The sequence below is a fragment of the Ktedonospora formicarum genome, assembly GCF_016587355.1.
In the GTDB taxonomy this organism is placed as follows: Bacteria; Chloroflexota; Ktedonobacteria; order Ktedonobacterales; family Ktedonobacteraceae; genus Ktedonobacter; species Ktedonobacter formicarum.
In genome coordinates this window covers 113,786-135,953 of the sequence record NZ_BNJF01000011.1, presented here as the reverse complement: position 1 = coordinate 135,953, position 22,168 = coordinate 113,786, and the positions used below count along the sequence as shown (strand labels likewise).

Genomic DNA, 22,168 nt, shown 5'->3' with positions numbered 1-22,168 from the left:
ATACGCTGTTTCTTTATCTCTTCCCCGCTGAAATTTAGCAGCAGCTAGCATAGGTGTAAAACAGTTTTAACGCTTAACAGCGCTCTTTGTCTATCTGGAGGCTTTTTACAATCGGGTCAGACGTCATTCCTCGCTTGGCTATTTGAGTCCATTAGCCTACAAAGTGCAAACACAGAAAGATGCTCAGAGGGGCCTTTAACCATTCATCGGCACTTTTGCAATGTTTCAGCTTCCACAGCTAAACACTCCACAAAACTGGAGCAGGGTCATCCTCATCTTATGCTGATAATGAAGGCGCGAGGCCTCCTTTTGCCGCAAGAGGTGACGAGGTCTGATTGGCCCTTGGGTATTAGCCGATACTATTGCTAAAATCGCAACTACCTATTTTTTGTAGCCATTTAGGATAGCTATAAGAGTGTTCTACAGCTAACGTATCAATGTTTAATTCGGTGAGAATATGCTGTGCAACGAGCTTGAGTGTGTGCTCTGCGGCTTCTAAGCCATGGAGGCTGATGACTTTTTCAAGGCCCAGTGTCCACCATATTTGCTGCCTGGCGTACAGTGTGGTCAATTCGACGTTGCAACTGTTGCTGGATTGCTCTGCGGGAGATAATGCGTGTACGATGGTGTCACTTACGGCGGCGTACCTGCGGGTGCAACGCGTTTTCTCTACTTTGATCCAGGCTGGCTCGTTCTCCGTTAGGAGGCTTGAAAGCTGGCTCGTTCCCTCTTCGCCGCTGAAACCCCACTTTTGCCAGTGTTCGAGCTTGCCGGTGCCCGTAAATGGGGTGAGGCTGCGCTCTTCCTGTCGACACTTAATTTCCAGCTTGTCGGAAGCTTTCTGAGGCGTGGCATCCTGCCCCCGCAACTTTATGCCCAGGTCCTCGACGCCCGGCAGAGCGAGGTAGATATCAAGCCTTTTCTCCACGGCCTCCTCCTGGCCGATTGTGTTGTTGAGGAAATGTTGCCAGATAGAGAGCGAAAGGTCTCCCTGGCAAAACCAGCGAACTTCTATAGTTGGCAGCATATAACTCTCCCTCTGAAAAAAAGCCCCTCGCGTTTGTGTGCATCTCTCGCATCGTCCTATTGCCATGCCTTGTCGCAAGCTTACAACAAAACAAAAGGCACCCGCAAATGGGCGAGAGTATTTATAGGGGAATCTCGCTGATCTGGAGGAGCTTATTGTCCAGGGCCAGCAGGAGGTGTGTGCTTGTCGGCGGCCAAGTTTGAATTTGAGCGATCTCGTTGCAGAAGCCGTTAATCGAAGCGCATTAACATATATGAGCATGATCATCTAACGAGGTCAGGGGAGGTTTTCAATAGGCATCTTTGTGCGACTAGCCCAGGCTACTTTTCCTAGAAGTTTTTTGTTCAAGAGAGTTCCGTCATGGTGAAGCGTTTGATCGTTGTTTGATAGCCATCGAAGTAGTAGACGGTAGCGTTATCTTCAAGCTCTTCCGTAAAGTGCGCGTGTGCGCTATAAAGGTTAGCAGTTGCTCCTATTCTGACAGATATCGCCACAAGTTCTGGGCCACCAGGCATCTGTGCCTCGCATGTGGTCAGACCTGCGCCAACGGGCTCAAACATCGATGTAGCCACACTGGAGACAAGAGGCATCTTGATGAGGTGTTTTTGACCATCAAAGTGAAGCGAAGCTCACTTTGATGGTCGATCAATATGGCAACATGCTTGATATTCTGGTTCAAAGCAAGAGGAAGAAGAGTTGCTCGCCCGGAAGCAGAGGAACATATCCGCTTAGAGCCACAAAAACAGCATTGCCAGTCGTGTGGGACCTGGATGCCGGTGAGCTACCATGCCCATCGCAAGATCCTGACCACTAAGGGCCTCGTCCAATTGCGCCTCGTCGTTCGTCGTTGCCACAATCCCGCTTGCCAGGCCTACAAGCAGCCCTACCGACCAGAGGAAGAAGGTCGTTGGGCGTTACCGCATGGGGAAAGCGGGCTAGACCTGATCGCATTGGTGGGTCAATGGCGCTACCGAGAGCATCGCTCAGCGCCGGAGATGCAGCGCATGCTGCATGAACGTGGGTTGCGGGTATGCGAACGAACGGTGGAGCATCTCATGCACCGCTACGAGGAATTGGTCACGCTGCATCTCTCGTGTCGGCAACGCCACCAAGAACGCTTCACCTCTCAGGGACGCGTGATTCTGGCCATCGATGGACTCCAGCCCGATGTAGGTCACGAGGTCCTCTGGGTCATTCGAGAAGTCCTCTCTGGGGAAATCGTGTTGGCGCGCGCTCTTGAGTTCAACGCAAGACGATCTGACAGGGCTGCTTTGCGAAGCAAAAGACCTGCTCAGCGTCCCGATCCACGGCATCATCTCCGATGGGCAGCTTTCCATTCGCCGTGCGGTTGCCACAGCCATGCCTCAGGTCCCCCATCAACTCTGTCACTTCCATTACCTGCGAGAAGCTGGCAAGCCTCTCTACGAAGCCGATCGACATGCGAAAAAGGAATTGAAAAAGCAGGTGCGAGGAGTTCGTCCCATCGAACGAGCCATCGAGGGAAGAGACGATGAGGAGGCTGAAGTGATTCACGCGTATTGCTTGGCGGTTCGAGCCAGTGTGACCGACGATGGCATACCGCCATTGTCCGCTTCTGGACTCCGGTTACAGCAGCGGCTACAAGCCATCAGCAACTCGTTGGATCGCATGGAAGAAAAAAGGGGCTTCCCAAAGAACTTGAACGATTGAAACGTCTCTTCCACAAAGGTCTGCAGGCTACCAAGGAACTCTTTGCGGTGGTCTGCCCGCTTGTTGCATGGCTCTGGGACGTGGCTGAGATATTGCGCAACCAGGAACAGTGGAAGGCAGATATCGTTCAGAACCACTTTGAAGCCACGCTCGAGCGAATGAGAACCGCCGCGAAACAAGCAGACACTGGACGCCCAGCCCTGGTGCATTTCCTCAAAGTGACTCAGAGCTATGCACCTCATCTCTTCTTTTGCTATCAGATTGCGGATTTGCCCAAAACCAACAATGACCTGGAGCAAGCATTTGGCAAGGTGCGAGCGAGTGAGCGCCGAGCAACGGGGCGTCGAGGAGCCATTCCTGGGCTGGTAGTGCGCGGACCGGTTCGCCTGACCACGACATTGGCCGCCCGCTTGCATCTTTTCAGCGACGAGGAGCTGATTCCCGACGATCTGACCCGTTGGCGTCAATTGCGCTGCGAGGTGTCATCTCGCCAAGAGATTCGACGCAAACAGTCTCGCTTTCACAAAGATCCTCACGCATACTTGGTTGCTCTGGAGCAACGCCTCTCTAAGATGAGTTTACGATTCTAGTTTTTTTCTACGACGGCAAACCTGATCCGCAAAGCAGCTCCTCCAACAAGGTGAGATAGGTCTGAGAGTCGCGGCGAAAACGGAGTTGCTTGCGACGGCCCTCACCGCGATAATCGAGCGTATGGCGCAAGGTCCGCCAAGCGGTGAGGTCAGAAGGGCACAGCTCTGCCGCTGACACGGGAAAGATGCGGTTGGCCCCAGCTGCGGCCGGAGAGCCACGTGCTACGGAAACGGGCATGCGTGGTTCGGAGAGGGACGGAGGGAAAAGGTCCAGCAATGGAACCTCGCCCGCCGTCTACTCTACCGCATGGCGACGGAACCCCCATAGTAAGAACTCAAAGAGCAACGATGCTCCCGCGAGGAATGAAGGGGCAGCCCTTGAAGGAGGGCCAGAGTGTGTGATGGATACCCACACAGAGGGAAGGTATCAGGAAGTTCCTCATGCATGGAGGTATGCGAAAGTGCAGACAACCGAAGCGTATGTAGGACTTCTCCGTGAACGGGGCAAGCGGGGCTTGCCAGTAAAGCGCGTCTACAGACAACTGTACAACACCAACCTGTACCTCACCGCCTACGGTCGAATGTATCGAAATGCTGGCGCAATGACGCCCGGCGTGATGGAAGAGACGTCCGACGGCACCTCACTGGAAACCTTTGAAGCCATCATTGCTGCACTGAAGCAGGAACGATATCACTGGCAACCAGCACGAAGAACCTACATCTTGAAGAAGAGCGAGAAAAAGAGGCCGCTCGGCCTCCCCGTTTGGAGTGACAAACTGCTTGCTGAGGTCATGAGAATGATCCTGGACGCCTACTTCGATGGGACATTCAGCGAGCACTCTCATGGCTTTCGTGAAGGACGGGGATGCCATACGGCGCTCCGAGAAATCTACCGGATCTGGCAAGGCACAGTGTGGATCATCGAGGGGGACATAGCGGATTGCTTCGGCTCCCTCGATCATACCCTTATCATTTCGGCACTCGCCGAACATATCCAGGACGGGCGATTTCTCAATCTCGTCAAAAAGCTCCTCGACGCAGGATATATGGAAGACTGGAAGGTGAAGAAAACACTGAGTGGTGTCCCCCAAGGTTCAATACTCAGCCCCATACTTTCCAATATCCTGCTCTCAAAATTGGACAGGTTCGTGGAAACAGAACTCATCCCTGAATACACCAGAGGAAAGAAAAGAAAGCCCAATCAGGAATACAATCGCCTGATCAATCGCGCCTGCAAACTGCATAAAAGAGGGCAGACGGAGGCTGCCCGCAAAATCAAGCAACAGGCCCAAAGACTTCCCTCCATTGATCCCCAGGACCCCGACTTCCGACGACTGCGATACGTAAGGTATGCCGATGATTTTGCACTGTCGTTTATCGGTTCCAAGGAAGAAGCAGAGGCTATCAAACGGCGGCTCCGAACATTTCTGCTTGAGGAACTCAAGCTCAATCTTTCGGACGAGAAGACGTTGATCACCCACACACGGGACAGCGCTGCCAAATTTCTGAACTACGAAATCACCACCTTCCAGAGCAACGCCAAACAAACCCGTGACAAGGACGGGCGAAAAGGCCGAAGCATCAATGGTGGCATCGGTCTGAAGCTGCCAAAAAAGGTCATCGAGGACAAATGCAAGCGATATATGCGCCAAGGGAAGCCCACGCACCGAGCGGAGTTGCTCAACGAAAGTGACTTTACCATCATAGCGACGTATCAGCTTGAATATCGGGGGCTCGTCAACTACTACCGCATGGCCTACAACCTGTACACCCTCAGCAAACTCAAATGGGTCATGGAACAATCGCTGACAAAGACGTTAGCAAGCAAGCACAGAATATCGGTGAAGAAGGTGTACAAGAAATACAAACACTAAGTTTGCACATTTACAAACAAGCCGCTTAAGCGGCCAAGAGATCAGCAATTTGATCGCTTGTGGTGCCTTGACGCGCGTGATCAGTGATCCATGCCACAAGCAAGCGGTGATGAATGTGCTGGAGATCCCGTTTGGCTTCCCCCAGCGTTACATGCCGTTGCCGCTGGGTCTGCAAGGAGCCGCGATGCTCCTCCAGAAAGGAGAAGGCGATCCAGCACAAGCTCCAATAGCGCTGCAGCCCCTGGGCACTCATCAGTTGATAGTGATCAATGCCCAGCAGTTCTTTGACGTCTTCAAAGAAAACCTCGATGTCCCAACGACGAGAGATAGAGGTGAGCAACTGCTCCACATCGGCCTGCAGATCGCTTGAAGCCCAGAAGCGGGCCCGGCTCACTGGATCATCGAGATGCTGACGAATGATGATCAGTTGACAGCGATACAAGCTTTTCACCGAACTGTTCAATACATGCACCCACACCCGATGTTCGGGGTTGCGCGGCCAGGCACAGGGCACAAAGGCCACATCCGGTAAGCTTTCGTCATAGGCGCAAAGGCGTTGCCAACGCCAGCCTTGTGGCGAGGTCGCATCCGGGATGCGCACTGAGCGATTGCTGCGCAAGGCCGTGGTGATCAAAAAGCCACGATCTCGCGCCGCTTTCCAGATGGCTTTGGCGCTGTACCAACTGCCGAGCAACACATGGGTGAGCGTGTTCTGCGGTGGCTCAAACTGCTTGATGATCTCGATCATGAGGGCAATCTTGCTCTGGAAAGGGATCCCTTCTTGCACACAGGTCGCCTGCTGACGATAGAGTCGGGGCTCGAGCGGAAAATGCTGTCCAAGCAAGACATAGAGGCCTTGCACCAGGGAATGGCCCTTGACCCGCTGGTTCTGCTTGCTGTCGTGATGTCGCCCCAGGCCTTGCATCTTTACGCCTTTTGGCTTGCCTATCGTCGAGTCATCGCCAATCAAGTAGCCTATCACGAAGAGCTTGCGAGGGCGACCTCGTCCAACAGGTTGCAACGTGCGCTGGTGTGAGAGATCCTGGTGGACCCAGGGCTGCATCTGAGCCACAAAGCGAGACCAGGCCAGGGCATGCAGAGGCGTTTGGTCCCACGGAGCTTGAGCAAAGAAACGGCTCAGACTTGCCAGGCTTTTGCTCCCAGCCACCGCCCGTTTGAAGTGCAAGAGCGTGAACCCTTGGGAACCGACGACCAACGCAAGCAGCACGGTGACGAAGTGCTGAAATTGTGGGCGCGAAAACAAGGTCTGCCAGTGTTCGAGATACTGGCGAAAACGCGCGTCCAGACATACAATAGGGTGTGGCATGGCTGACTCCTGACAAAAGACGTTTTTTGCTTGTTTCTTTTGTATCATGAGTCTTCCATGCTTTCAATTTTTTACCCATTTGGAAAGTGCAAACTTAGTGATATTTAATCTGCGGCAAGTAGAGTCTTTGACTACATTGTAGTCTAGCGTACAAGTTGGTTGGAGCATCGCAGAAGCATAGCATCAGTGTCACCTCTTTAGTTGTCTTTTTCTTTCCAGAAAATCCTCTTTTCTTCCTTTTCGCTTCCTCTCCCACTCACTGAGCTCCGCAGTTCTCCTTTCACTTCGTTTCTCAATGTATAAATCAATGAGCAGATCATGAGAAGAATGTGAGTTGTCGATGTGGCGTGTGCCCTCAGCTATGACTACACTTGTAGAGAACATTATACATGTGCCAATGATCATTATATTGGAAAGGTAGCACCATGCGTTCTTCTCATGAAAAATCTATACCCTCTCTTTCTCCCTATTCTCGTAGAATGCTAAATGCCCTTATTTCTCTCTTAATGCTCCTACTCTCTAGCTGGATTGTAAGCGCGTGTAGCTCGCAATCTGGATCTGGAAGCGCGCCATCGATGACAGCCACGATACCTTCGCAAACCACCAATAGAGTTACTCAGACACCTCCCCTTTCTTCGCCATCGCCGGTCGCTTCTCTTGATGATCCTCGGGGGTGGAAAGTACTTATCTCGCCGTACTTTACCTTTCGTTACCCGGCAACATGGATAGCGAGATCTACAACGTTAGATCCGAACAAGAGTGATCTCTTTTTAGAACAAATAGAGCTTCACCCCTCAAATAAAATTGAGAACATCTTGTTGGTTGTGACTGCAAAGAAAAATGGGTCAATGTCACCGGAGAGACTGTGTCAGAATAATGCGGTTAAAATAGGTACGATCGAGCGGCAAGGCAAAATAACTATTCATCAGCTCACCTGGTCAACTGCCATGGTGAATATGCCTGCGGGTCAGTCGTATCTTTCGCCTGCGAAGGTTGAGATCGCGTACGCGAGCCACCATCATCTCTATAACATCTGGTTTAGCACACCACCAGAACAATTTGCTGCGAACAAGGGCATCTTTAATGCCATCTTTCAAAGCTTTCAGGAAAAGCAGTAAACCTCGCCACAATCTCGACAACGACATGCAATATCCGTGGCGAAAAACAGCTATTCTCTTCCCTGTGACATAGTTTCACATGTGCGGTTGTTGTCAACCAAACGGAGAACCTTGAAAAAGTCTCTTGTTTTTCTCCTCTTGAGGAACTTGTGTGCGCGAAATCTACACCTATGGGCGCAAGAAGTAACTTCTACGACATTGATACTAGCAATGCCCTTATGATATATTTCTCGGCTACGAATAAACAGGAGGATTTTCCTTTATGGCTCGCTCTCATCTCACTGGATCTCTTGTCATTTACTTCTGCCTCAAAGTGATCCTTGATGGATTTATCGCTCTTGTCGCCTTTCTTGCTTGCCTCGCTTCTAACTACATTCTTAGTGTTCAATGCTTTGGCAACCTTGAGGCAGGTGGAAGGCTTTGGTTTAACATCGAGTTCTTTGGCGCTACTCTCCTCATAGCAAGTGTTGCTCTCTTGACGTTTACACGAAGGCTCCTTCATCTCTTTTTTGAGAAGGTTCACTTCCGTCAAGGTTTCCCTAAAAGCATACGCCTCCTTCTCATAGTTTATGGGCTGATTCTTCTCCTCTTCTATCTGTTTGCTGTATTTCCAGCAGGACAGTATTGCTCTGTTTCCCCGATGGGCAGGTAAAATCCCCTGTGAAGCGGTTCAATGACTTCGTGAGCAAGGCGTTCTGGCTGAGACCGAGTGAGATGGTATACAAGTGCGCGTCTTCGCGCCAGCGATAGCGGACGTAGGGTCCCAACTTGACAGTATGGAAGATCACCTTGTGGTACTGGCGCGGGAGGTCGTCCCCTGCAGGAGGGAGACGACCTTGAGAGGGAGTGCCTGGGCTAGGCCGTCAGGGATGGGCTGCCCCCGTTCGCGCAGGCTTGCCAGGGCTTTGAGGAAGGCATGGAGTTCGGGTGTGACGCTTCGTTTAGGGACAAAGAAGACCTCAAACCAGCCTGCGGCATTGCTCAAGTGCGTATGGAGTTCAGGCAACTGGGCTTCAAAGTGAGCCAGGGCACGCTTTGCGTCTTCCGTCGATCCCAGGAGCGCGGTCACGGGGCGTCGAGGCCGTGAGAAGCCTCTCTGGGTGAAAATCATGGCCGCTCGACGTCGCAAAACACTGGTTCTTTGCCGAACGTGTCACAAGGATATCCAGCATGGATTTCCGGTGAAACACAGCTATCAAGCTCATGAACATCATATGACGATACTGGAGAGCCTAGTGCATCGAAAGGGCGCATGCTAGGCTCGGAGGAGGGAAGTCGGAAAAGTACTAAGAACGGCAACTCGTCGGCTTCCTATCCTACAAAGTGCATCTCATCGAGAGCTGCGAACCTCATCTGCCCTTGCTCATCACCCATGTCGAAACCACCTCGGCTCCCGTCTCTGATGATGCGATGACGGCAACCATTCATGCCAAGCTGGACCGCAAAGCATTATTGCCAGCCGAGCATATTGTGGATACTGGCTATGTGGATGCGAAATTCCTCGTCGAGAGTCAGCGCGACTATCAACTTGAGTTGGTAGGTCCGACTCGCAAGAACTCTCATTGGCAAGCCACTCAACACACGGGGTTCGATGTTGATCACTTTCTCATCGATTGGGAACGGCAACAGGCGACATGGACGGCAGGGTCGCACAAGTAGTAGTTGGGCGCCAGCTATTGACAACCGGACCAACGAGGTCATCAAAATCAAGTTCTCGACCACCGATTGCCAGGCATGCCCGTCTCGCTCTCTCTGCACACACTCAAGTTGCCATACACGCAGGACAGTGACGATCCGTCCGCAGGAACAATATGTTGCCTTGATGCAGAGGCGAAAGCAGGAGCAGACCAAGGAATTTGCCCAGATCTACGCCAAGCGAGCCGGAGTTGAAGGGACAAATTCTCAAGGAGTTCGCATGATGGGTTTGCGTCGTTCCCGCTCTATTGGAGAGGAAAAGACTCATTTGCAACACGTCGCCACAGCTGTTGCTCTCAATATCGTGCGTAGTATGGCATGGTTTGAGGGTCTGCCTCGTGCTCAGACTCGCCGTTCCGCTTTTGTTCGCCTCTACGACTTGGCTTAAAGGGATTCGCCAGTGGTATCAACTCTACGGAAGACCCCTACTCATGTGACGAGGTGTGATATCTCCATACGGGTGTTTGGAGCGCAAAGCTCCTAGATGAGCTGAATCGAGAACCCCTCACGTAGCCAAGCAGTTGCAAGAGCAATTGCCCCCCGCGTGGCCGCGGTCTGAGCCAGGGCGTTCAACATCACGAAGTCGTGGATGGTCCCCTGGAAGCGAGCAGCCGTGACACGCACCCCTGCCTGTCGCAGCTTGTTGGCATAGGCTTCCCCCTCATCGCGCACCACGTCGGCCTCGGCAGTGATGATGAGCGCCGGGGGAAGTCCTTGCAATTCCTCAACGCTGGCTCGAAGCGGCGAGGCCGTGATCTCGTTGCGCTCGCCAGGATGGCGCGTATACTGATCCCAGAACCATATCATGGTGTCGCGCCGCAAGGAGTACCCCTCGGCAAATTGGCGGTAGGACGCTGTATCGAAGGCCGCATCGGTCACCGGGTAGAACAGCAGTTGGAGCCGAATGGCTGGCCCCCCACGCTCCCTGGCGAGCCTCGTGATCACCGTTGCTATGTTGCCCCCAACGCTGTCGCCAGCCACAGCGAGACGCCCAGCATCCAGGCCATGTTCTTGCCCGAATCTCTCGACCCACTGTGCCACCATATAGCATTCCTCAAGGGCCGTTGGGTAGCGGACCTCCGGGCTGCGTTGATACACCGGGAACACGACCGCGGCCCCTACTCCGACGGCGAGTTCGCGTACCAAGCGATCATGTGTCTGCAGACTGCCGAAGACCCAGCCGGCACCATGGAAATACACGATGACTGGCAGCGGTGTCTGCGCGTTCTGGGGCCGCAGGATGCGAAGTGCTACCTGCTCTCTTGGATCGGCTGTAATGATCAGGTCTTTCATATAGACATAAGGCTTGCGAATCTTGCCAGATTGCGCCTCATCGAGGGCGAGCCGCCCCTGTTGGGGGCCAAGAGTACAAGGCAAAGGTGACCTGGCAGCCGCTTCTGTGAAGGCTTGCGCCTCGGGTTCAAGCTCAATCCGATTGGTCATGGGCCTGGCTCCTCAATGACGAATGACAGACAATACACATCGTTTCTTCAGTGAAACAACGCTCCTTCCATCCTCTTGTTCTTACACAGCACGATCGTTGCGGAAGGACACCGATAGAGCTGTTTACTTGCTTTGGAGTATACTAAGCAGCGTACTTGCGCGTCACTGGACATCGCTTCACTTTCACACCTCATATTCCTTCACATCGCAGTTCTCCCTTCACTTGAGCTGGCTGACAGCAACTGGCTGCTCATCATCCTTGATGCGCATGCACCTCGAGCAATCGTACATACGTTTTGACGCAGATCTAGAATTGTTCCTCAGCGTTGCGCGCGTTCCCCCTAATCTGCGAGCCTGGGAATCTATTGCGATGCTCACCGAAGCATTTGGCCTCACTTCTGCTGTGGCCATACCTCAGGGACTCTGGTCGCCAGCCACTTCACCAAAGCTGCGTTCACTTCAATCGGCTTCTCTTGCGCCATCCAATGGCCTGAGCGAATCGTCTCTTCTGTGAGTTGGCGACAGTAGGTATGCATAGGCTCGGCCAATCGCGAATGGGTGCACTCGCATATGTAGTCATACCGCGCGTTGAGGAATAAGACAGGCATTTCGAGATAACCACCATTCTGGGCTGTCATAGCGTACTCAGCGTTGACGCCATGATTCAGATACCAGCAGGCTGGCGCATAAAATCCGTTGCGCTCCAAGGCGGAGACATAGATGCTCAGGGCTTCCTCTGTCAGCACGTCAGTGTCTCGTGGCAGGTCGGGGATCGTACTCATCCCATGGATGCCGTGACTCCGACGGGCCGTCGCAGTAGGTGCTGGCTTTCCCTCCCCAGTTGGATCCCCCTTGCGAAACAGCAGCTTCACAAATCGGAAGACGTTGGCATCCATGGGCGCAATAGCTTCAGCCACATTCTCTTCATAGTACAGCATGTAATCCCACTGACCTGCAGGAAACTCGTTTTCTGGATACACCTCGCGATTGACCAGGGCCAGCAACTGGTCCAATCCACGTTCAAGCGTGTAGTAAGGCACACATAAACTGGCCACGGCATAACAGCGATCGGGATGATGACTGGCAAGGTTCCACACAACTGGGCTCCCCCAGTCATGACCGACCCAGACAGCCTTCTCTCTGCCCAGAGCGTCCAGTAGTTCGAGCATGTCACCAACGATGTGCTCTTGGGCATAATCAGCGGGCTGGGAGTACACAGAGGAACGCCCATACCCGCGCATGTCTGGCGCGATGGCGCGAAACCCCAGCGCTGCTAGTGTAGGCAGTTGATGCCGCCAGCTTGCCGATAACTCAGGCCAGCCATGCACGAAGATGATGAGTGGACCATTTTCCGGACCCGCTGCCAGATAGAAGGTGGTATGTCTCTCGGTCTTGACTGTGTGTTCGGTGATGGACAGATCGGCTCTCTCGGAGATTCTGTTCTCATCTTGCTGTGTCATAATGGGTTCTTCCTTTCCTCACCTCTCAACAAGAGAAGTAATGACCATGGTATTCAACCTATTTGCTTGATGGCACGAGCGGTATGGGAATAGCTACACTCTTTATCACTTCTTCTTCTACAGGCTGCTCGAATAATGCCGTCAAATGCGTGTGATAGTGCAACCCAAGAACGAGGAGATTGAACCTATAAGATCGCCTCCCAACCGTCCGTCCAGCTTCGCACTCTTGCCCCTCATACATGCATGACGAGATACGAATGGTCTTGCACCTCCGCCTTGATCTCTATCTGGTCTTCCCTGCTGACCCGCCATCCCTCGTAGACATTCCCATCACGAAGAACGCGAGCCTGTGCTGGCTCGCGCAGGTGATCCACCACGAAGGTCGTCGAGGTGCCAGACATCCAGGGGTCGGCGGCATAGGTCGACACTGCTAGGATCTCTTTTTCCTCATCGCAGATGGCTTGAGAAATCCCCAGTCGGGGGAAGTCGACACCGGACACGGTCGGTTGGTCGAACTTGCGCAAGTTTGGCTCGTTAAAAATCCGCCACCACGCCTGCTTGCCACCCGCCTCAGCAGCCATGATGACGGCATTGGCCTGCCCACGCGGATACGGCTCGGAGAGCCCAAAGCGGTAATAGAACTCGCCACGCTCTCGGTTCCACGTTGGTTCACAGATCTGCTCGGCAAGGGCGTGCAGAACATGGTAACGTGCAGCGTCCCCCATTTCACGTGCCCACAAAAGGCACACAGCAAAGCTGCGAGGATCAACGAGCAGCGCCTTCTTTCTTGCCGGATCGGGGTCTTGGGACACAGGGGGACAAGTTGTATCGTCGGCCCATTGTTCATAAAGGTGCAGGGCGTCATGGTAGTGCTGTGGTGAGAGGTAGAACACCAGAGAGGCAGCCGCCGCCAAACCGCCGTCGCACAGATAGTCAATGATTGGGTCATAGTAATAGGCAGCCCATTCAAGCCGTCCCGCATCGGAGAGCCGCACATAGTGTTCCTTGGCGTACCGCCACCAGCGGTCGAAGACCCAGTGAGTCTGCGTCTGGTAGAGCACATCGTGGAGTTTCAAACCAAGGCCCGCGGGAACCATGCAATAAGGCCAGATCTTCGTGTTCTCGCAGTGGCATCCCTCACGACGAGCGGCCAACTGCCGCGTGAGAAGGTGATTAATGCTGCTGTGGCTGTAGGTGAAGGTGTTTGCTCCATCACCAATGATGGTGAAAGGCCTGTTCCATTTTTTATCCCCGCTCACGTAGCGGTACAGTCCCAGGAGCAGATTGAAAAACCCTTTGTAGAAGAGGTTGCCATCGGCCCCAATCGGGTCCATCTGCAGTCCCCACGGTTCGATGCCATTGGCGGTCCAGCCAGCTACATTGTAGCGACCCACCCGATCGGGTGGGATGTAGATGCGGTTCCAGGACTCGGGATAGGCGCCGCGCAGCGGATCGTCATCAATTTGCGTCTGCCAGTCGATGGCTCCCCAGTAGGTCCCATAACGTTGGAGCAACTGGTCGAGGATGGAGCCATACACCTCGCGCCACGCGGGTGTCGTATCGGCCATCAGCGCCAGCGCATAGCTGGAGTCGATAAGATCGAAGCGGGCAAAACACAGCGTCGGCGGAGTGGATTTATCATCCCACATCGGCGAGGGATGCCCCCCTCGGTCCCAATTGTCGGGGGTGTTGACCTTGCGGTGCAGGTATTTGAGCCATCCACGTGTGCGCTCGGAGAGCATTGGGTATTTGTTAACGGTTTCCATAAAGCCTCCTCCTCTTTCGTTGTCTCCATACCAGACGTGCGGAAAGACCGCCTGTTCCTTAAAACTGAAGAGATGACGCTCCCGTGGAAGCGTTCACGAAACGCTTCCACGGTGAGGCGTTTTTCAGTTTTGATGGTCCATTTGCTTCAGTGTCCGATCCAGTTCTACCACAACTACGCGGCTCACCAAAGCCCGTAACTCGCGGTCGAGTACACGCACCGCATCTCTGAGGACAGGATTTTGTTCTATGGTCATCAATGAAGACGGCAGATCATACATCACCGTCGTCCATCCCCAGATTCGTTTTCAAAGAGGAACAAATCGACTTTGTGACAGATTCCGAACCCGCATACAGCGCACCTCCATATCGAGCGTGGTCTGGACCGCACCATGCTGGCAAGACGGTCGGCATGGTGCGGTCCGTCCCGCAAGCACTTCAGCCGTGAAGAAACAGAGAGGCGTGCTCGACGAATAAATTTGGATATTGGAACAGGGAGCCATGACCTGAGTCCGGGTACAGGATGAGTTGAGCGTTTGGCAAGTGCTGTGCAAGGATGTAGGAGTTGATTGTTGGAATCATGATGTCCTGGTTGCCATTCACAACGAGAACAGGTTGTTTGATCTCCCGCAGACGTGCGTAGCGCTCACCTTGCGGTGTGCCCCATGCTTGGATCGCGGCGAGTTGGGCATCCCTGACCTGGACGCTGCTTGGCGGCTCGCGATCCTCTTTGCGTGCCCCGAGCCGTTCCAAAAAGGCCCGGCCTGCCGCCTGGCTTGTTTGCGTCGGGGAGAAAAAGAGAAAGAGAGCATTCTCCGGCTTGGACTGTTCCTGCTCGGTAATCGCCTGGACCTCCGGCGAGAATGGGGCAAACCCCTCGCCGCCCTGCGGGCCAGTTCCTGCCAGGATTACACGGCGAACCAGGTCAGGACGGTCTAACGTTACCTGCTGGGCTACAAAGCCGCCCAGAGAGAAGCCAAGCAGGTCAACCTGTCTCAGCCCAAGCGCCTGGATAACCGCCAGGGCGTGGCGGGCCATCTGGGCAACATTGTCGGGCGTTTGGCCACCTGAGCGAGCAACCCCGGCATTGTCGAAGAGGACGACAGGTCGGTCTTTGGCCAGGCCGTTGACGACAGCTGGGTCCCAGTTGTCCAACGTGCCCCGGAAGTGTATCAGGAATACCAGCGAGGTGCCGGATTCCTTCCCCAAGCTTCGATAGGCATAGCGGATGCCGTTCGCTTCAACGAAGCGGGTTGGTGTAGTTTCGTAGGTTTGGAGTGTCATACATGATTCTCCTTTTGTCTACGTCATTCTGGCAACACAACCCACCAGGGCATTAAGCCTTGCTTTTCCGGTCACGTGCCAACATGCGGCTTATGGTCATGGATCTGGTTCCTCGATGACGAATGACAGACAATATACATCATGTCTGCAGTGAAATAACGTTCCTTTCATCCTCTCGTCCTTGCGCAGCTCGATCGTTGTGGAAGGGCGCTAATAGACTGTTCGCTTGCTTTGGAGTATACTAAGTAACGTACTCGTATGTCACTGGACATCGCCTCACTTTCACACCACACATTCCTTCACATCGCGGCATTTATGAGAAGGAGACGAAAGGAGAAGGGCCATGAAGAGATACTCGTACCGCGAGCGAGACTACGCCTTTGGCCAGGTCATGCTGACCTTGCGCACCAGGCTTGGATTGACACAAACCGAAGTAGCTGGCCGACTTGGCGTCAGGCGTCGCTCCGTGACCGATTGGGAGGGAGGTCTCAGCTATCCAAGTGTCGATCACCTCAAACGCTTCGTGGCTCTGGCCGTAGAGCGCCAGGCCTGGCCTGTCGGGTGTGAGGCAGAGGAGGCTCGTACGCTCTGGCAAATGGCCCGCCAGAAGGTTCTCCTGGATGATGGATGGCTTGGTGGGCTGCTCTCCCACACACTGGCTTCCCCTGCACCCCAGCCCGCGGAGGAGACTGGTGTTACGGCCCATGCGTTCGCTTCTCCTTTCAGGAGTGGACCACGTGTTGATTGGAGCGACGCGCCAGATGTGGCGAGCTTCTATGGACGCGAGCGGGAACTGGATCTGCTCTCTACGTGGATTCTTCAAGAACGCTGTCGAGTCGTCAGTGTGCTGGGCCAGGGGGGCATTGGCAAGTCGGCCTTGGCAACGAAGGTGATGCATCAGGGGGCCGAGTGCTTCGAAGTGGTAATCTGGCGTTCCCTGCGCGATGTCCCGACCTGCGAAGCGCTGCTCGATAACTGTCTGCAGGTCCTTGCTCCCCAGGCACTCTTCGGCACCTCTGCGAGCCTCGAAAGACGCCAGGATCTCCTGTTGGAATGCTTGCGCAACAGGCGTGTCCTGCTGGTCTATGACAACCTGGAGTCGTTCTTAGAGGAAGGGCAGGACTGCGGCCGCATACGTGCAGGGTATGAGGGATTCTTCCAGGTGCTGCGCCGGGTAGCGGAAACCGAGCATCAGAGCTGCCTGTTGCTGACCAGCCGGGAGAAACCGAGCGAATTGGTGCCGCTGGAAGGCAACCGATCTGCTGTACGGGCCTTGCGCCTGGCCCGGCTGGAGGCCAAGGCGTGCTACCAGTTGTTGGTCGAAAAGGGAGTGGCAGGCAGCACGTCAGAGCAAATGCGGCTCATCGAAGCGTATGCGGGCAATCCCCTGGCGCTCAAAATCGTCGCGCGGACCATCGTAGAACTCTTCGAGGGCCAGATCGTCCCGTTCCTGGAACAAGGGGAGGTCGTCTTTGGCGGGGTGCGGGCGCTGCTCGATGAGCAGTACGCCCGCCTTTCAGTGGTCGAACAGAGTGTGCTGTTGTGGTTGGCGATCCTGCGCGAACCGGCAAACCTACAGGAGTTGCTGGCTGTGCTCGGCGCGTCCCTGCCACGCACTTCTGTGCTGGAAGCCATCGAGAGCTTGCACAGCCGTGCTCTTATTGAGCTAGGCCTGCGACCGGGGATCTTCACGTTGCAATCGGCCGTGATGGAATATGTGACGGCACGGCTTATTGTGGAGGTGACCGACGAGATCAAACAAGGCCGATATTCGCGTCTGGTCGAGCATAGTTTGGAACTGGCTTCCTCCCAGGAAGATGTGCGGCAGACCCAACAGCGCCTCCTGGTGATCCCCATTCTGGCTAGTCTGCGCCGCTCCTATCCGAGGCGAACCGCGCTAGAGGAACACCTCCTTGCTCTCCTCGACGAGCTTCGCTCTTGGGCTGACGAGGCTCAGGGGTATGGACCAGCGAATCTGCTTGCGCTGCTCCGAGAGTTGCGCGGACACTTGTGTGGTCTGGATCTCTCACAGCTCTCCTTGCGAGGCGCCTCTCTTCAAGGGGTTGAGATGTAGGATACCACCCTTGGGTTGTGTTGCAAAAATAAAACTCATCAGATATGATAAAACAAAAGATGAGAAAAGAAATTGATGACAACACAAGCTCCATTTAACTGGCGTCACTTCGAAGCTGAGATCATTCTCCTCTGCGTCCGCTGGTACCTTCGCTATACGCTCAGCTATCGAGATCTGGAAGAGATCATGCAAGAACGAGGTCTGCACAGTACTGTCAAGTTAGCAAGAATTGATTGCAGTCAAGGGAAACGTCTGGCATACTCAGCGGTATGAAAACGCATGTCACTGCTTCTCAATGCAAAGGATATCGCTTTCCGCCCATTCTTATCAGCCACTGCGTGTGGCTGTATTTTCGCTTCTCTTTGAGCTTTCGTGATGTCGAGGAGATTATGGCAGAGCGCGGCATCATGCTGACCTCTGAAACGATTCGGCAATGGTGTCGGAAATTTGGTCAAACCTACGCCAATACACTGAAATGTCAGCGATCTCGGCCGGGGGACAAGTGGCACCTTGATGAGGTCTTTCTCACCATCAGTGGGAATCGGAGCGACCTCTGGCGCGCAGTTGATCAGGATGGCACCGTGCTTGATATCCTGGTTCAAAGCAGACGTGATAAGAAAGCGGCCAAACGCTTCTTTCGCAAGCTGCTCAAAGGGCTTGAATACGTCCCACGGGTCATCATTACCGATACACTGGCAAGCTAGAGCGCAGCAAAGAAAGAGATCCTGCCAGGTGTGGAACACCGCCAACACAAAAGCTTGAACAATCGGGCTGAAAACTCCCATCAACCTACCCGACAACGAGAGCGAACCATGCGCTGTTTCAAATCCCCTGGTCACGCCCAACGGTTCCTCTCGGCCTTTGGACCCATCTCTGAGCATTTTCGACCCAAAAGGCATCGCCTCAATGCTTCAGACTATCGTGCCTTCATGCAGAAACGATTTCAGACGTGGTATGAGATTACCATCGAGAAGGTGGTGGCTTAACGGGCCTCTTTTTCCAGTTCTCACCTCCCATATTTCTCCTGACAAGCTTTTTCTCACAGTTCCTCTCTTCTCCAGTCGATAACTTGACAATACCACCATGAAGACGGAGGGGATCAAACTCGACTCCGACGCCCTCATGCCCATTCTCCAGAAGCATCGACCGAGCGTCGAGCCCTATGGCCTGATGACGATGGCCGTCATCGACCCCGAGTTCTACGTCGAAGCGGCCTCAAGGATCCTCGCGGAGCTTCTGGGTTGACGCCCTGACTGAACGTGGCCGAGCAGCGGATGCGTATACATACATCTCCCTACGAAGGAGGTGCGTGTGGAGTGTCCGCAGCTCCCCGCACAGCTCATATCACGCGACTTGACTCCCTCGCTGCTTCGCGTTGCTCATGTAACGGTGTAATGCTTGCCTTGTCAGGAGACGAACGTGGGTTCGGGTGAGAAACGTTTCGACAGCCTCTCCCAAGTTTTTGAGCAGGTACCAGTGGTCACACACCTGAATTGCGAGAGGAGCTCCCTGGGCCGCTCCATCCACGTAGGTGCTGCCTTGATCTCGACTCATAATCTCGATTTCGGGATGTTCCTCGAGCCAAGCCACGACAGATTTGACGCTGCACTCAGGCAACAGGTCAACGATTTTATGAGTCCGCAGATCAACCAGGATACTCCCATAGCGTTTTCCACGTCGATAACTCCAATCGTCAATGCCTAGAACTTCAATCTGACCAATTGGCGGAAGTGGAACTAAATACAAGGACCAAAGCAGGGTGGCATCAGATACCAGCATACCAAGCTTCATAGAGAGACGCTCGCCTCCCTTGCCACAGGTAGCATAGCCAATCTCCTGGACAGCGTTGCGCAAGCGCGATGCTTGGCGAGCAAGGTCAAGATGGTATATCTGGCGCCTCCTTTTATCTAAGCGCGCCAGAAGACCCCTGTTCTTCAGACATGGGGATGAATGGCGCTCTCCTTTCCGGTTTTGAAGATCTCAATGAGAAGAGATGAGTAGTCCATTGAAAACGGAAGAGTGTTTGGGCGTTCCACGGTACATCGCTCCCGTGGGGAAAAGCACGAGCGTGTCTCACCAATGTCCACTCTCTTTCCATTGCCAACTCACGAGAACCATGTGAGTTGATGAACGGGGACAAGAACCACGTTCCCACTTGCAATATTGAGAAACTCCCCTGGGGCTCAGGGAAAGTGAGGCCTGTGGAGGCGGTGTAAGACCAAGAGAGTGACGTGTCACTCTGGCGGCAACCTCCAACGAAGCAGGAAAGCTCACTCGCGAGGGTGAGAATCCCCTGGCTTGAGCCATGGGGAGATGTCAATCAGATGCTGTTCTCTCATTGCACCTGCAAAACAGTATTAGGAAGCATAAGCATCTTCCCTTTTAGAGTTGGAAGATATTAGGACAATGGAAGCATGAATGCTCAGGGCTTCGCACGAGATTGTGCTGGATAGGTATGACTCAGTAGGGAGCATAAAGGTAAGATGATGCCGCAATATACTTCATCTTACCTGCATTGACATATTGCATTGAGAAGAAAATGATCAGATTATCTTGTTTCCGCAATAATAGGCAAGCAGTATCTGGTTCCACTGGACTGCTGCACGCTGGAAAGTTGAGCAGACAGAGTCGCCGGCCCATGACGCCGGGAAAGCTGCAAACCGATTCCGTCCTTTTGGGAATAGTGATCATCTTTACCATGCTGATTGTTGTTGGGCTGGCATCTGTTGCGGTTCTCGCTCTTGGCCCCATTGTCGAGCCGTTTCGTATGGGCTAATGGATGAAACGTGATAAACGGTGTGTGCCTCGCTCCAAGATGGGAGGCAGAGGCATGAACTGGTTTCCATCTGGACCAAGTTTTCCAGGTTGATTCGTTGAACAGCATCTCAAACACACATCAGATGGGGAGTAGTCATACATTGAGAACAACAGTTTTGCCCAAAGGAAGGAAGGATAACCGTTGCGTTAATCCCGCTGCGGCAAATGCTTGCTCAATTTCGGAACGACCCTCAGTTAAGTGGGACCATCCTTCATAATGGATGGGAATGATAGTCGCCTTCTCAAAAAGGTTTGCACATTCAATGCCTGCTTGCCCTGTGAGCGATAGAGGATCTGGACCAAAGGCATCAACATGAGAAGCTCCAAAGTGGAGAAATGCCGTGCTAACGTGATAACGCTGGCCTATCTCTACGATATCTTCATAAAAGACTGTATCTCCTGAAATGTAGAGTGTTCCATGCTGCTGCCCTTCCCACTCAAGCATCCACCCTGTGACATCGCCAATGACCGCTTTGAGTGCAGCGGGCCCATGACGTGCGGGCATCGCTGTAATATAGATAGGCAGGCCATTGGCACCGACGAGGTTGGCTGTTTTCCAGGTCTCCATGCCATGTGCCCGATTCCCCAGATTCTGTGCTCCAGCTGGCGTCGTGAGAATCTGATCAGCTTGCGAGAGGTACGCCCGACCGGCACGATCCAGATTATCAAAATGCTGATCATGACTGAGGAGAATAGCATCTACTGGTCCAAGCTGCATAACAGAGATTGCTGGGTTCGCGGTTTTGACACGAGGGGCCGGGTTACTGGCATAGTGCGATCCAGCTGGATCAAAGGTTGGATCAGTGAGTAGGCGTACTCCGTCGATTTCAAGGAGAATCGTTGGGCCACCAATATGAGTAACCTGTACTGTGAGGGCTGGTGTCTGTGGCATGATGTGCTTTCGTTTCTGAAAGGTGAACTACCTATGTTCTTTATAATCTGTCTGGTCAAGCACTGGCTGTGTGATGTGTTTGCATCGCTGATTAAGCGTTGCTGCTCTTCGTTTTAAGAGGAATAGGCAACCTGGCGAGCTACAAAATCTCTTGCTGACCAGAACGTGCTTGGCTGTTTGATAGATTATCTGATCTGGAGAGACACCTTGCTTTTTGAATGGTGCCGTCTTGTTTTGAAGCTACATATTCAAGTTTGTTCGCGATGTTATTTCTCACCTTCGTTGTCGCGAACTTCATCTGGAACCTTGTATCCTGCAGAGAAAGAAATGGACGTATTGCGTTTGCACCTGTGGCCCGAGGAGTACGATTATTGGTTGATTGACCCTCGGGCACTTAGCCAGTAGAACTGCGTCAGTGCATTGAACAAATGGCGCAGAAATGTGCTGACAGCCAACAACTAGATGTCACATCTGGTTGCTGGTTGTCAGGCTACTGATGGGAAGCCTGTCTGTTCTGTGGAGCTTGTGCCCGATCTCGCTTGCCGTAATCCCATATCACTCCGGCAATCTTCATCCTATAATCTTCGAAAATGGTCGCTCGGCCCTTGGCCTGTGCGATATGATGCTCCCGCACTTGCTGCCATGCTGCGATTGCCTCCTCATCTCGCCAGAAGGAGAGCGAGATAAGTTTCCCTGGCGTATAAAGGCTCTCAAAGCGTTCGACAGAGATAAACCCATCGATATCGTCAAGCAACGGCCGTAGCTGTGCTGCAATGTCGAGATACTCTTGCCTGTGCTCCTCTTTCACGTAGACTTCAAGTATTGCTGCAATCATTGTTCTTCTCTCCTTTTTTATTCATACATCCCGCACTTTGGCTGAAGCAGGGCGCTAAATTTCATAGTATGTACTGGGAATGCCATCACCTGACTAGTTATTTCAGGGGACAGCGATTAGTCAACCGCTCCAAAGAGCCTGACAACCAGGGCCACCTATCCTGTGATTATCTTTGTCATAGACGCTCTCCGCAGTCCTTCTCGTTTATTGTACCAAATGGTATAAATAAATATAGCAGCATTGACGGATCGTTGTCAAGAGGATACTATACCAATCGGT

At 53.3% G+C, this 22,168-nt stretch carries 22 protein-coding genes and 5 pseudogenes; 13 read left to right on the top strand and 14 right to left on the bottom strand.

Annotation, left to right across the window (positions count from 1 at the left end):
* Positions 1-76: 76 nt before the first annotated feature.
* Positions 77-199: pseudogene (locus K3T82_RS50800) on the top strand (IS3 family transposase); the annotation flags it as partial.
* Between the two features lie 150 nt (positions 200-349).
* Here the strand turns inward: K3T82_RS50800 and K3T82_RS46220 are convergent.
* Positions 350-1,027, bottom strand: a complete 678-nt coding sequence (locus K3T82_RS46220) for a hypothetical protein (protein WP_220200207.1) — start codon at positions 1,025-1,027, stop codon at positions 350-352.
* 344 nt (positions 1,028-1,371) lie between these two features.
* The gene (locus tag K3T82_RS46215; protein WP_220200206.1) at positions 1,372-1,617 is read right to left on the bottom strand and encodes a hypothetical protein; all 246 of its coding nucleotides are present in this window, start codon (positions 1,615-1,617) and stop codon (positions 1,372-1,374) included.
* On the opposite strand from K3T82_RS46215, the pseudogene K3T82_RS50795 reads away from it, so the two are divergent.
* A pseudogene (locus K3T82_RS50795) lies at positions 1,537-1,721 on the top strand (IS6 family transposase); the annotation flags it as partial. The gene K3T82_RS46215 and the pseudogene K3T82_RS50795 overlap by 81 nt on opposite strands.
* A 34-nt stretch (positions 1,722-1,755) precedes the next feature.
* Here K3T82_RS50795 and K3T82_RS49570 read toward each other — a convergent pair.
* Entirely contained in the window at positions 1,756-1,881 is a 126-nt protein-coding gene (locus K3T82_RS49570) for a hypothetical protein (RefSeq protein ID WP_268886753.1), read from the bottom strand.
* Between K3T82_RS49570 and K3T82_RS46210 the strand changes: the two are divergent.
* Positions 1,828-3,306, top strand: a pseudogene (locus K3T82_RS46210) (ISNCY family transposase). The gene K3T82_RS49570 and the pseudogene K3T82_RS46210 sit on opposite strands and share 54 nt — an antisense overlap.
* 7 nt (positions 3,307-3,313) lie before the next feature.
* Here K3T82_RS46210 and K3T82_RS46205 read toward each other — a convergent pair.
* Positions 3,314-3,583, bottom strand: a complete 270-nt coding sequence (locus K3T82_RS46205; RefSeq protein ID WP_220200205.1) for a hypothetical protein — start codon at positions 3,581-3,583, stop codon at positions 3,314-3,316.
* Between the two features lie 184 nt (positions 3,584-3,767).
* On the opposite strand from K3T82_RS46205, the gene K3T82_RS46200 reads away from it, so the two are divergent.
* Positions 3,768-5,180, top strand: coding sequence for a reverse transcriptase/maturase family protein (locus K3T82_RS46200; RefSeq protein WP_220200204.1), 1,413 nt, complete (start codon positions 3,768-3,770; stop codon positions 5,178-5,180).
* A gap of 25 nt (positions 5,181-5,205) precedes the next feature.
* On the opposite strand, the gene K3T82_RS46195 is transcribed toward K3T82_RS46200, so the two are convergent.
* Positions 5,206-6,507 carry a transposase gene (locus K3T82_RS46195; RefSeq protein ID WP_220198795.1) on the bottom strand — a complete coding sequence of 434 codons (1,302 nt, stop codon included), beginning with the start codon at positions 6,505-6,507 and terminating at the stop codon, positions 5,206-5,208.
* A gap of 848 nt (positions 6,508-7,355) precedes the next feature.
* Here K3T82_RS46195 and K3T82_RS46190 point away from each other — a divergent pair.
* Positions 7,356-7,625, top strand: a complete 270-nt coding sequence (locus K3T82_RS46190) for a hypothetical protein (protein WP_220200203.1) — start codon at positions 7,356-7,358, stop codon at positions 7,623-7,625.
* Positions 7,626-7,815: 190 nt separating this feature from the next.
* Here the strand turns inward: K3T82_RS46190 and K3T82_RS46185 are convergent, their stop codons facing one another.
* Both K3T82_RS46185 and K3T82_RS46180 read right to left on the bottom strand, forming a co-directional pair.
* Positions 7,816-8,148, bottom strand: a complete 333-nt coding sequence (locus K3T82_RS46185; protein WP_220200202.1) for a hypothetical protein — start codon at positions 8,146-8,148, stop codon at positions 7,816-7,818.
* A 261-nt stretch (positions 8,149-8,409) separates the two neighbouring features.
* Positions 8,410-8,754, bottom strand: a complete 345-nt coding sequence (locus tag K3T82_RS46180; RefSeq protein ID WP_220200201.1) for a hypothetical protein — start codon at positions 8,752-8,754, stop codon at positions 8,410-8,412.
* Between K3T82_RS46180 and K3T82_RS50790 the strand changes: the two genes are divergently transcribed.
* The 3 genes from K3T82_RS50790 (at position 8,735) to K3T82_RS46170 (ending at position 9,708) form a co-directional block, all read left to right on the top strand.
* On the top strand, positions 8,735-8,884 hold the full coding sequence (locus tag K3T82_RS50790; protein WP_420799427.1) for a hypothetical protein: 150 nt from the start codon (positions 8,735-8,737) through the stop codon (positions 8,882-8,884). The two genes, K3T82_RS46180 and K3T82_RS50790, sit on opposite strands and share 20 nt — an antisense overlap.
* Before the next feature lie 100 nt (positions 8,885-8,984).
* Entirely contained in the window at positions 8,985-9,284 is a 300-nt protein-coding gene (locus K3T82_RS46175) for a hypothetical protein (protein ID WP_220200200.1), read from the top strand.
* Positions 9,217-9,708: a transposase gene (locus K3T82_RS46170; protein WP_220200199.1), complete on the top strand. Its 492-nt coding sequence runs from the start codon at positions 9,217-9,219 to the stop codon at positions 9,706-9,708. The genes K3T82_RS46175 and K3T82_RS46170 overlap by 68 nt, the downstream gene beginning before the upstream one ends.
* Before the next feature lie 92 nt (positions 9,709-9,800).
* Here K3T82_RS46170 and K3T82_RS46165 read toward each other — a convergent pair whose 3' ends face one another.
* The 4 genes from K3T82_RS46165 to K3T82_RS46150 form a co-directional block, all read right to left on the bottom strand.
* Positions 9,801-10,763, bottom strand: a complete 963-nt coding sequence (locus tag K3T82_RS46165) for an alpha/beta hydrolase (protein WP_220200198.1) — start codon at positions 10,761-10,763, stop codon at positions 9,801-9,803.
* Positions 10,764-11,155: 392 nt separating this feature from the next.
* On the bottom strand, positions 11,156-12,223 hold the full coding sequence (locus K3T82_RS46160) for an alpha/beta fold hydrolase (protein ID WP_220200197.1): 1,068 nt from the start codon (positions 12,221-12,223) through the stop codon (positions 11,156-11,158).
* A 233-nt stretch (positions 12,224-12,456) separates the two neighbouring features.
* Positions 12,457-13,989: a linalool dehydratase/isomerase domain-containing protein gene (locus K3T82_RS46155; protein ID WP_220200196.1), complete on the bottom strand. Its 1,533-nt coding sequence runs from the start codon at positions 13,987-13,989 to the stop codon at positions 12,457-12,459.
* Positions 13,990-14,425: 436 nt separating this feature from the next.
* Positions 14,426-15,271, bottom strand: a complete 846-nt coding sequence (locus K3T82_RS46150; RefSeq protein WP_220200195.1) for an alpha/beta fold hydrolase — start codon at positions 15,269-15,271, stop codon at positions 14,426-14,428.
* 343 nt (positions 15,272-15,614) lie between these two features.
* Between K3T82_RS46150 and K3T82_RS46145 the strand changes: the two genes are divergently transcribed.
* The 4 genes and pseudogenes from K3T82_RS46145 to K3T82_RS46130 all read left to right on the top strand — a co-directional run bounded on the left by K3T82_RS46145 (position 15,615) and on the right by K3T82_RS46130 (position 18,590).
* The gene (locus tag K3T82_RS46145; protein WP_220200194.1) at positions 15,615-17,345 is read left to right on the top strand and encodes a helix-turn-helix domain-containing protein; all 1,731 of its coding nucleotides are present in this window, start codon (positions 15,615-15,617) and stop codon (positions 17,343-17,345) included.
* Positions 17,346-17,420: 75 nt separating this feature from the next.
* Positions 17,421-17,561: pseudogene (locus K3T82_RS46140) on the top strand (IS6 family transposase); the annotation flags it as partial.
* A 53-nt stretch (positions 17,562-17,614) separates the two neighbouring features.
* A pseudogene (locus K3T82_RS46135) lies at positions 17,615-18,331 on the top strand (IS6 family transposase).
* Positions 18,332-18,428: 97 nt separating this feature from the next.
* Positions 18,429-18,590, top strand: coding sequence for a hypothetical protein (locus K3T82_RS46130; protein ID WP_220200193.1), 162 nt, complete (start codon positions 18,429-18,431; stop codon positions 18,588-18,590).
* A gap of 99 nt (positions 18,591-18,689) precedes the next feature.
* On the opposite strand, the gene K3T82_RS46125 is transcribed toward K3T82_RS46130, so the two are convergent.
* Entirely contained in the window at positions 18,690-19,199 is a 510-nt protein-coding gene (locus K3T82_RS46125) for a transposase (protein WP_220200192.1), read from the bottom strand.
* Between the two features lie 685 nt (positions 19,200-19,884).
* Between K3T82_RS46125 and K3T82_RS46120 the strand changes: the two genes are divergently transcribed.
* Entirely contained in the window at positions 19,885-20,121 is a 237-nt protein-coding gene (locus K3T82_RS46120; protein WP_220200191.1) for a potassium-transporting ATPase subunit KdpA, read from the top strand.
* A 135-nt stretch (positions 20,122-20,256) separates the two neighbouring features.
* On the opposite strand, the gene K3T82_RS46115 is transcribed toward K3T82_RS46120, so the two are convergent.
* Complete coding sequence (locus tag K3T82_RS46115; RefSeq protein WP_220200190.1) at positions 20,257-21,054, bottom strand: MBL fold metallo-hydrolase; 798 nt, start codon at positions 21,052-21,054, stop codon at positions 20,257-20,259.
* A gap of 490 nt (positions 21,055-21,544) precedes the next feature.
* Positions 21,545-21,889, bottom strand: coding sequence for an antibiotic biosynthesis monooxygenase family protein (locus K3T82_RS46110; RefSeq protein WP_220200189.1), 345 nt, complete (start codon positions 21,887-21,889; stop codon positions 21,545-21,547).
* Positions 21,890-22,168 lie beyond the last annotated feature (279 nt).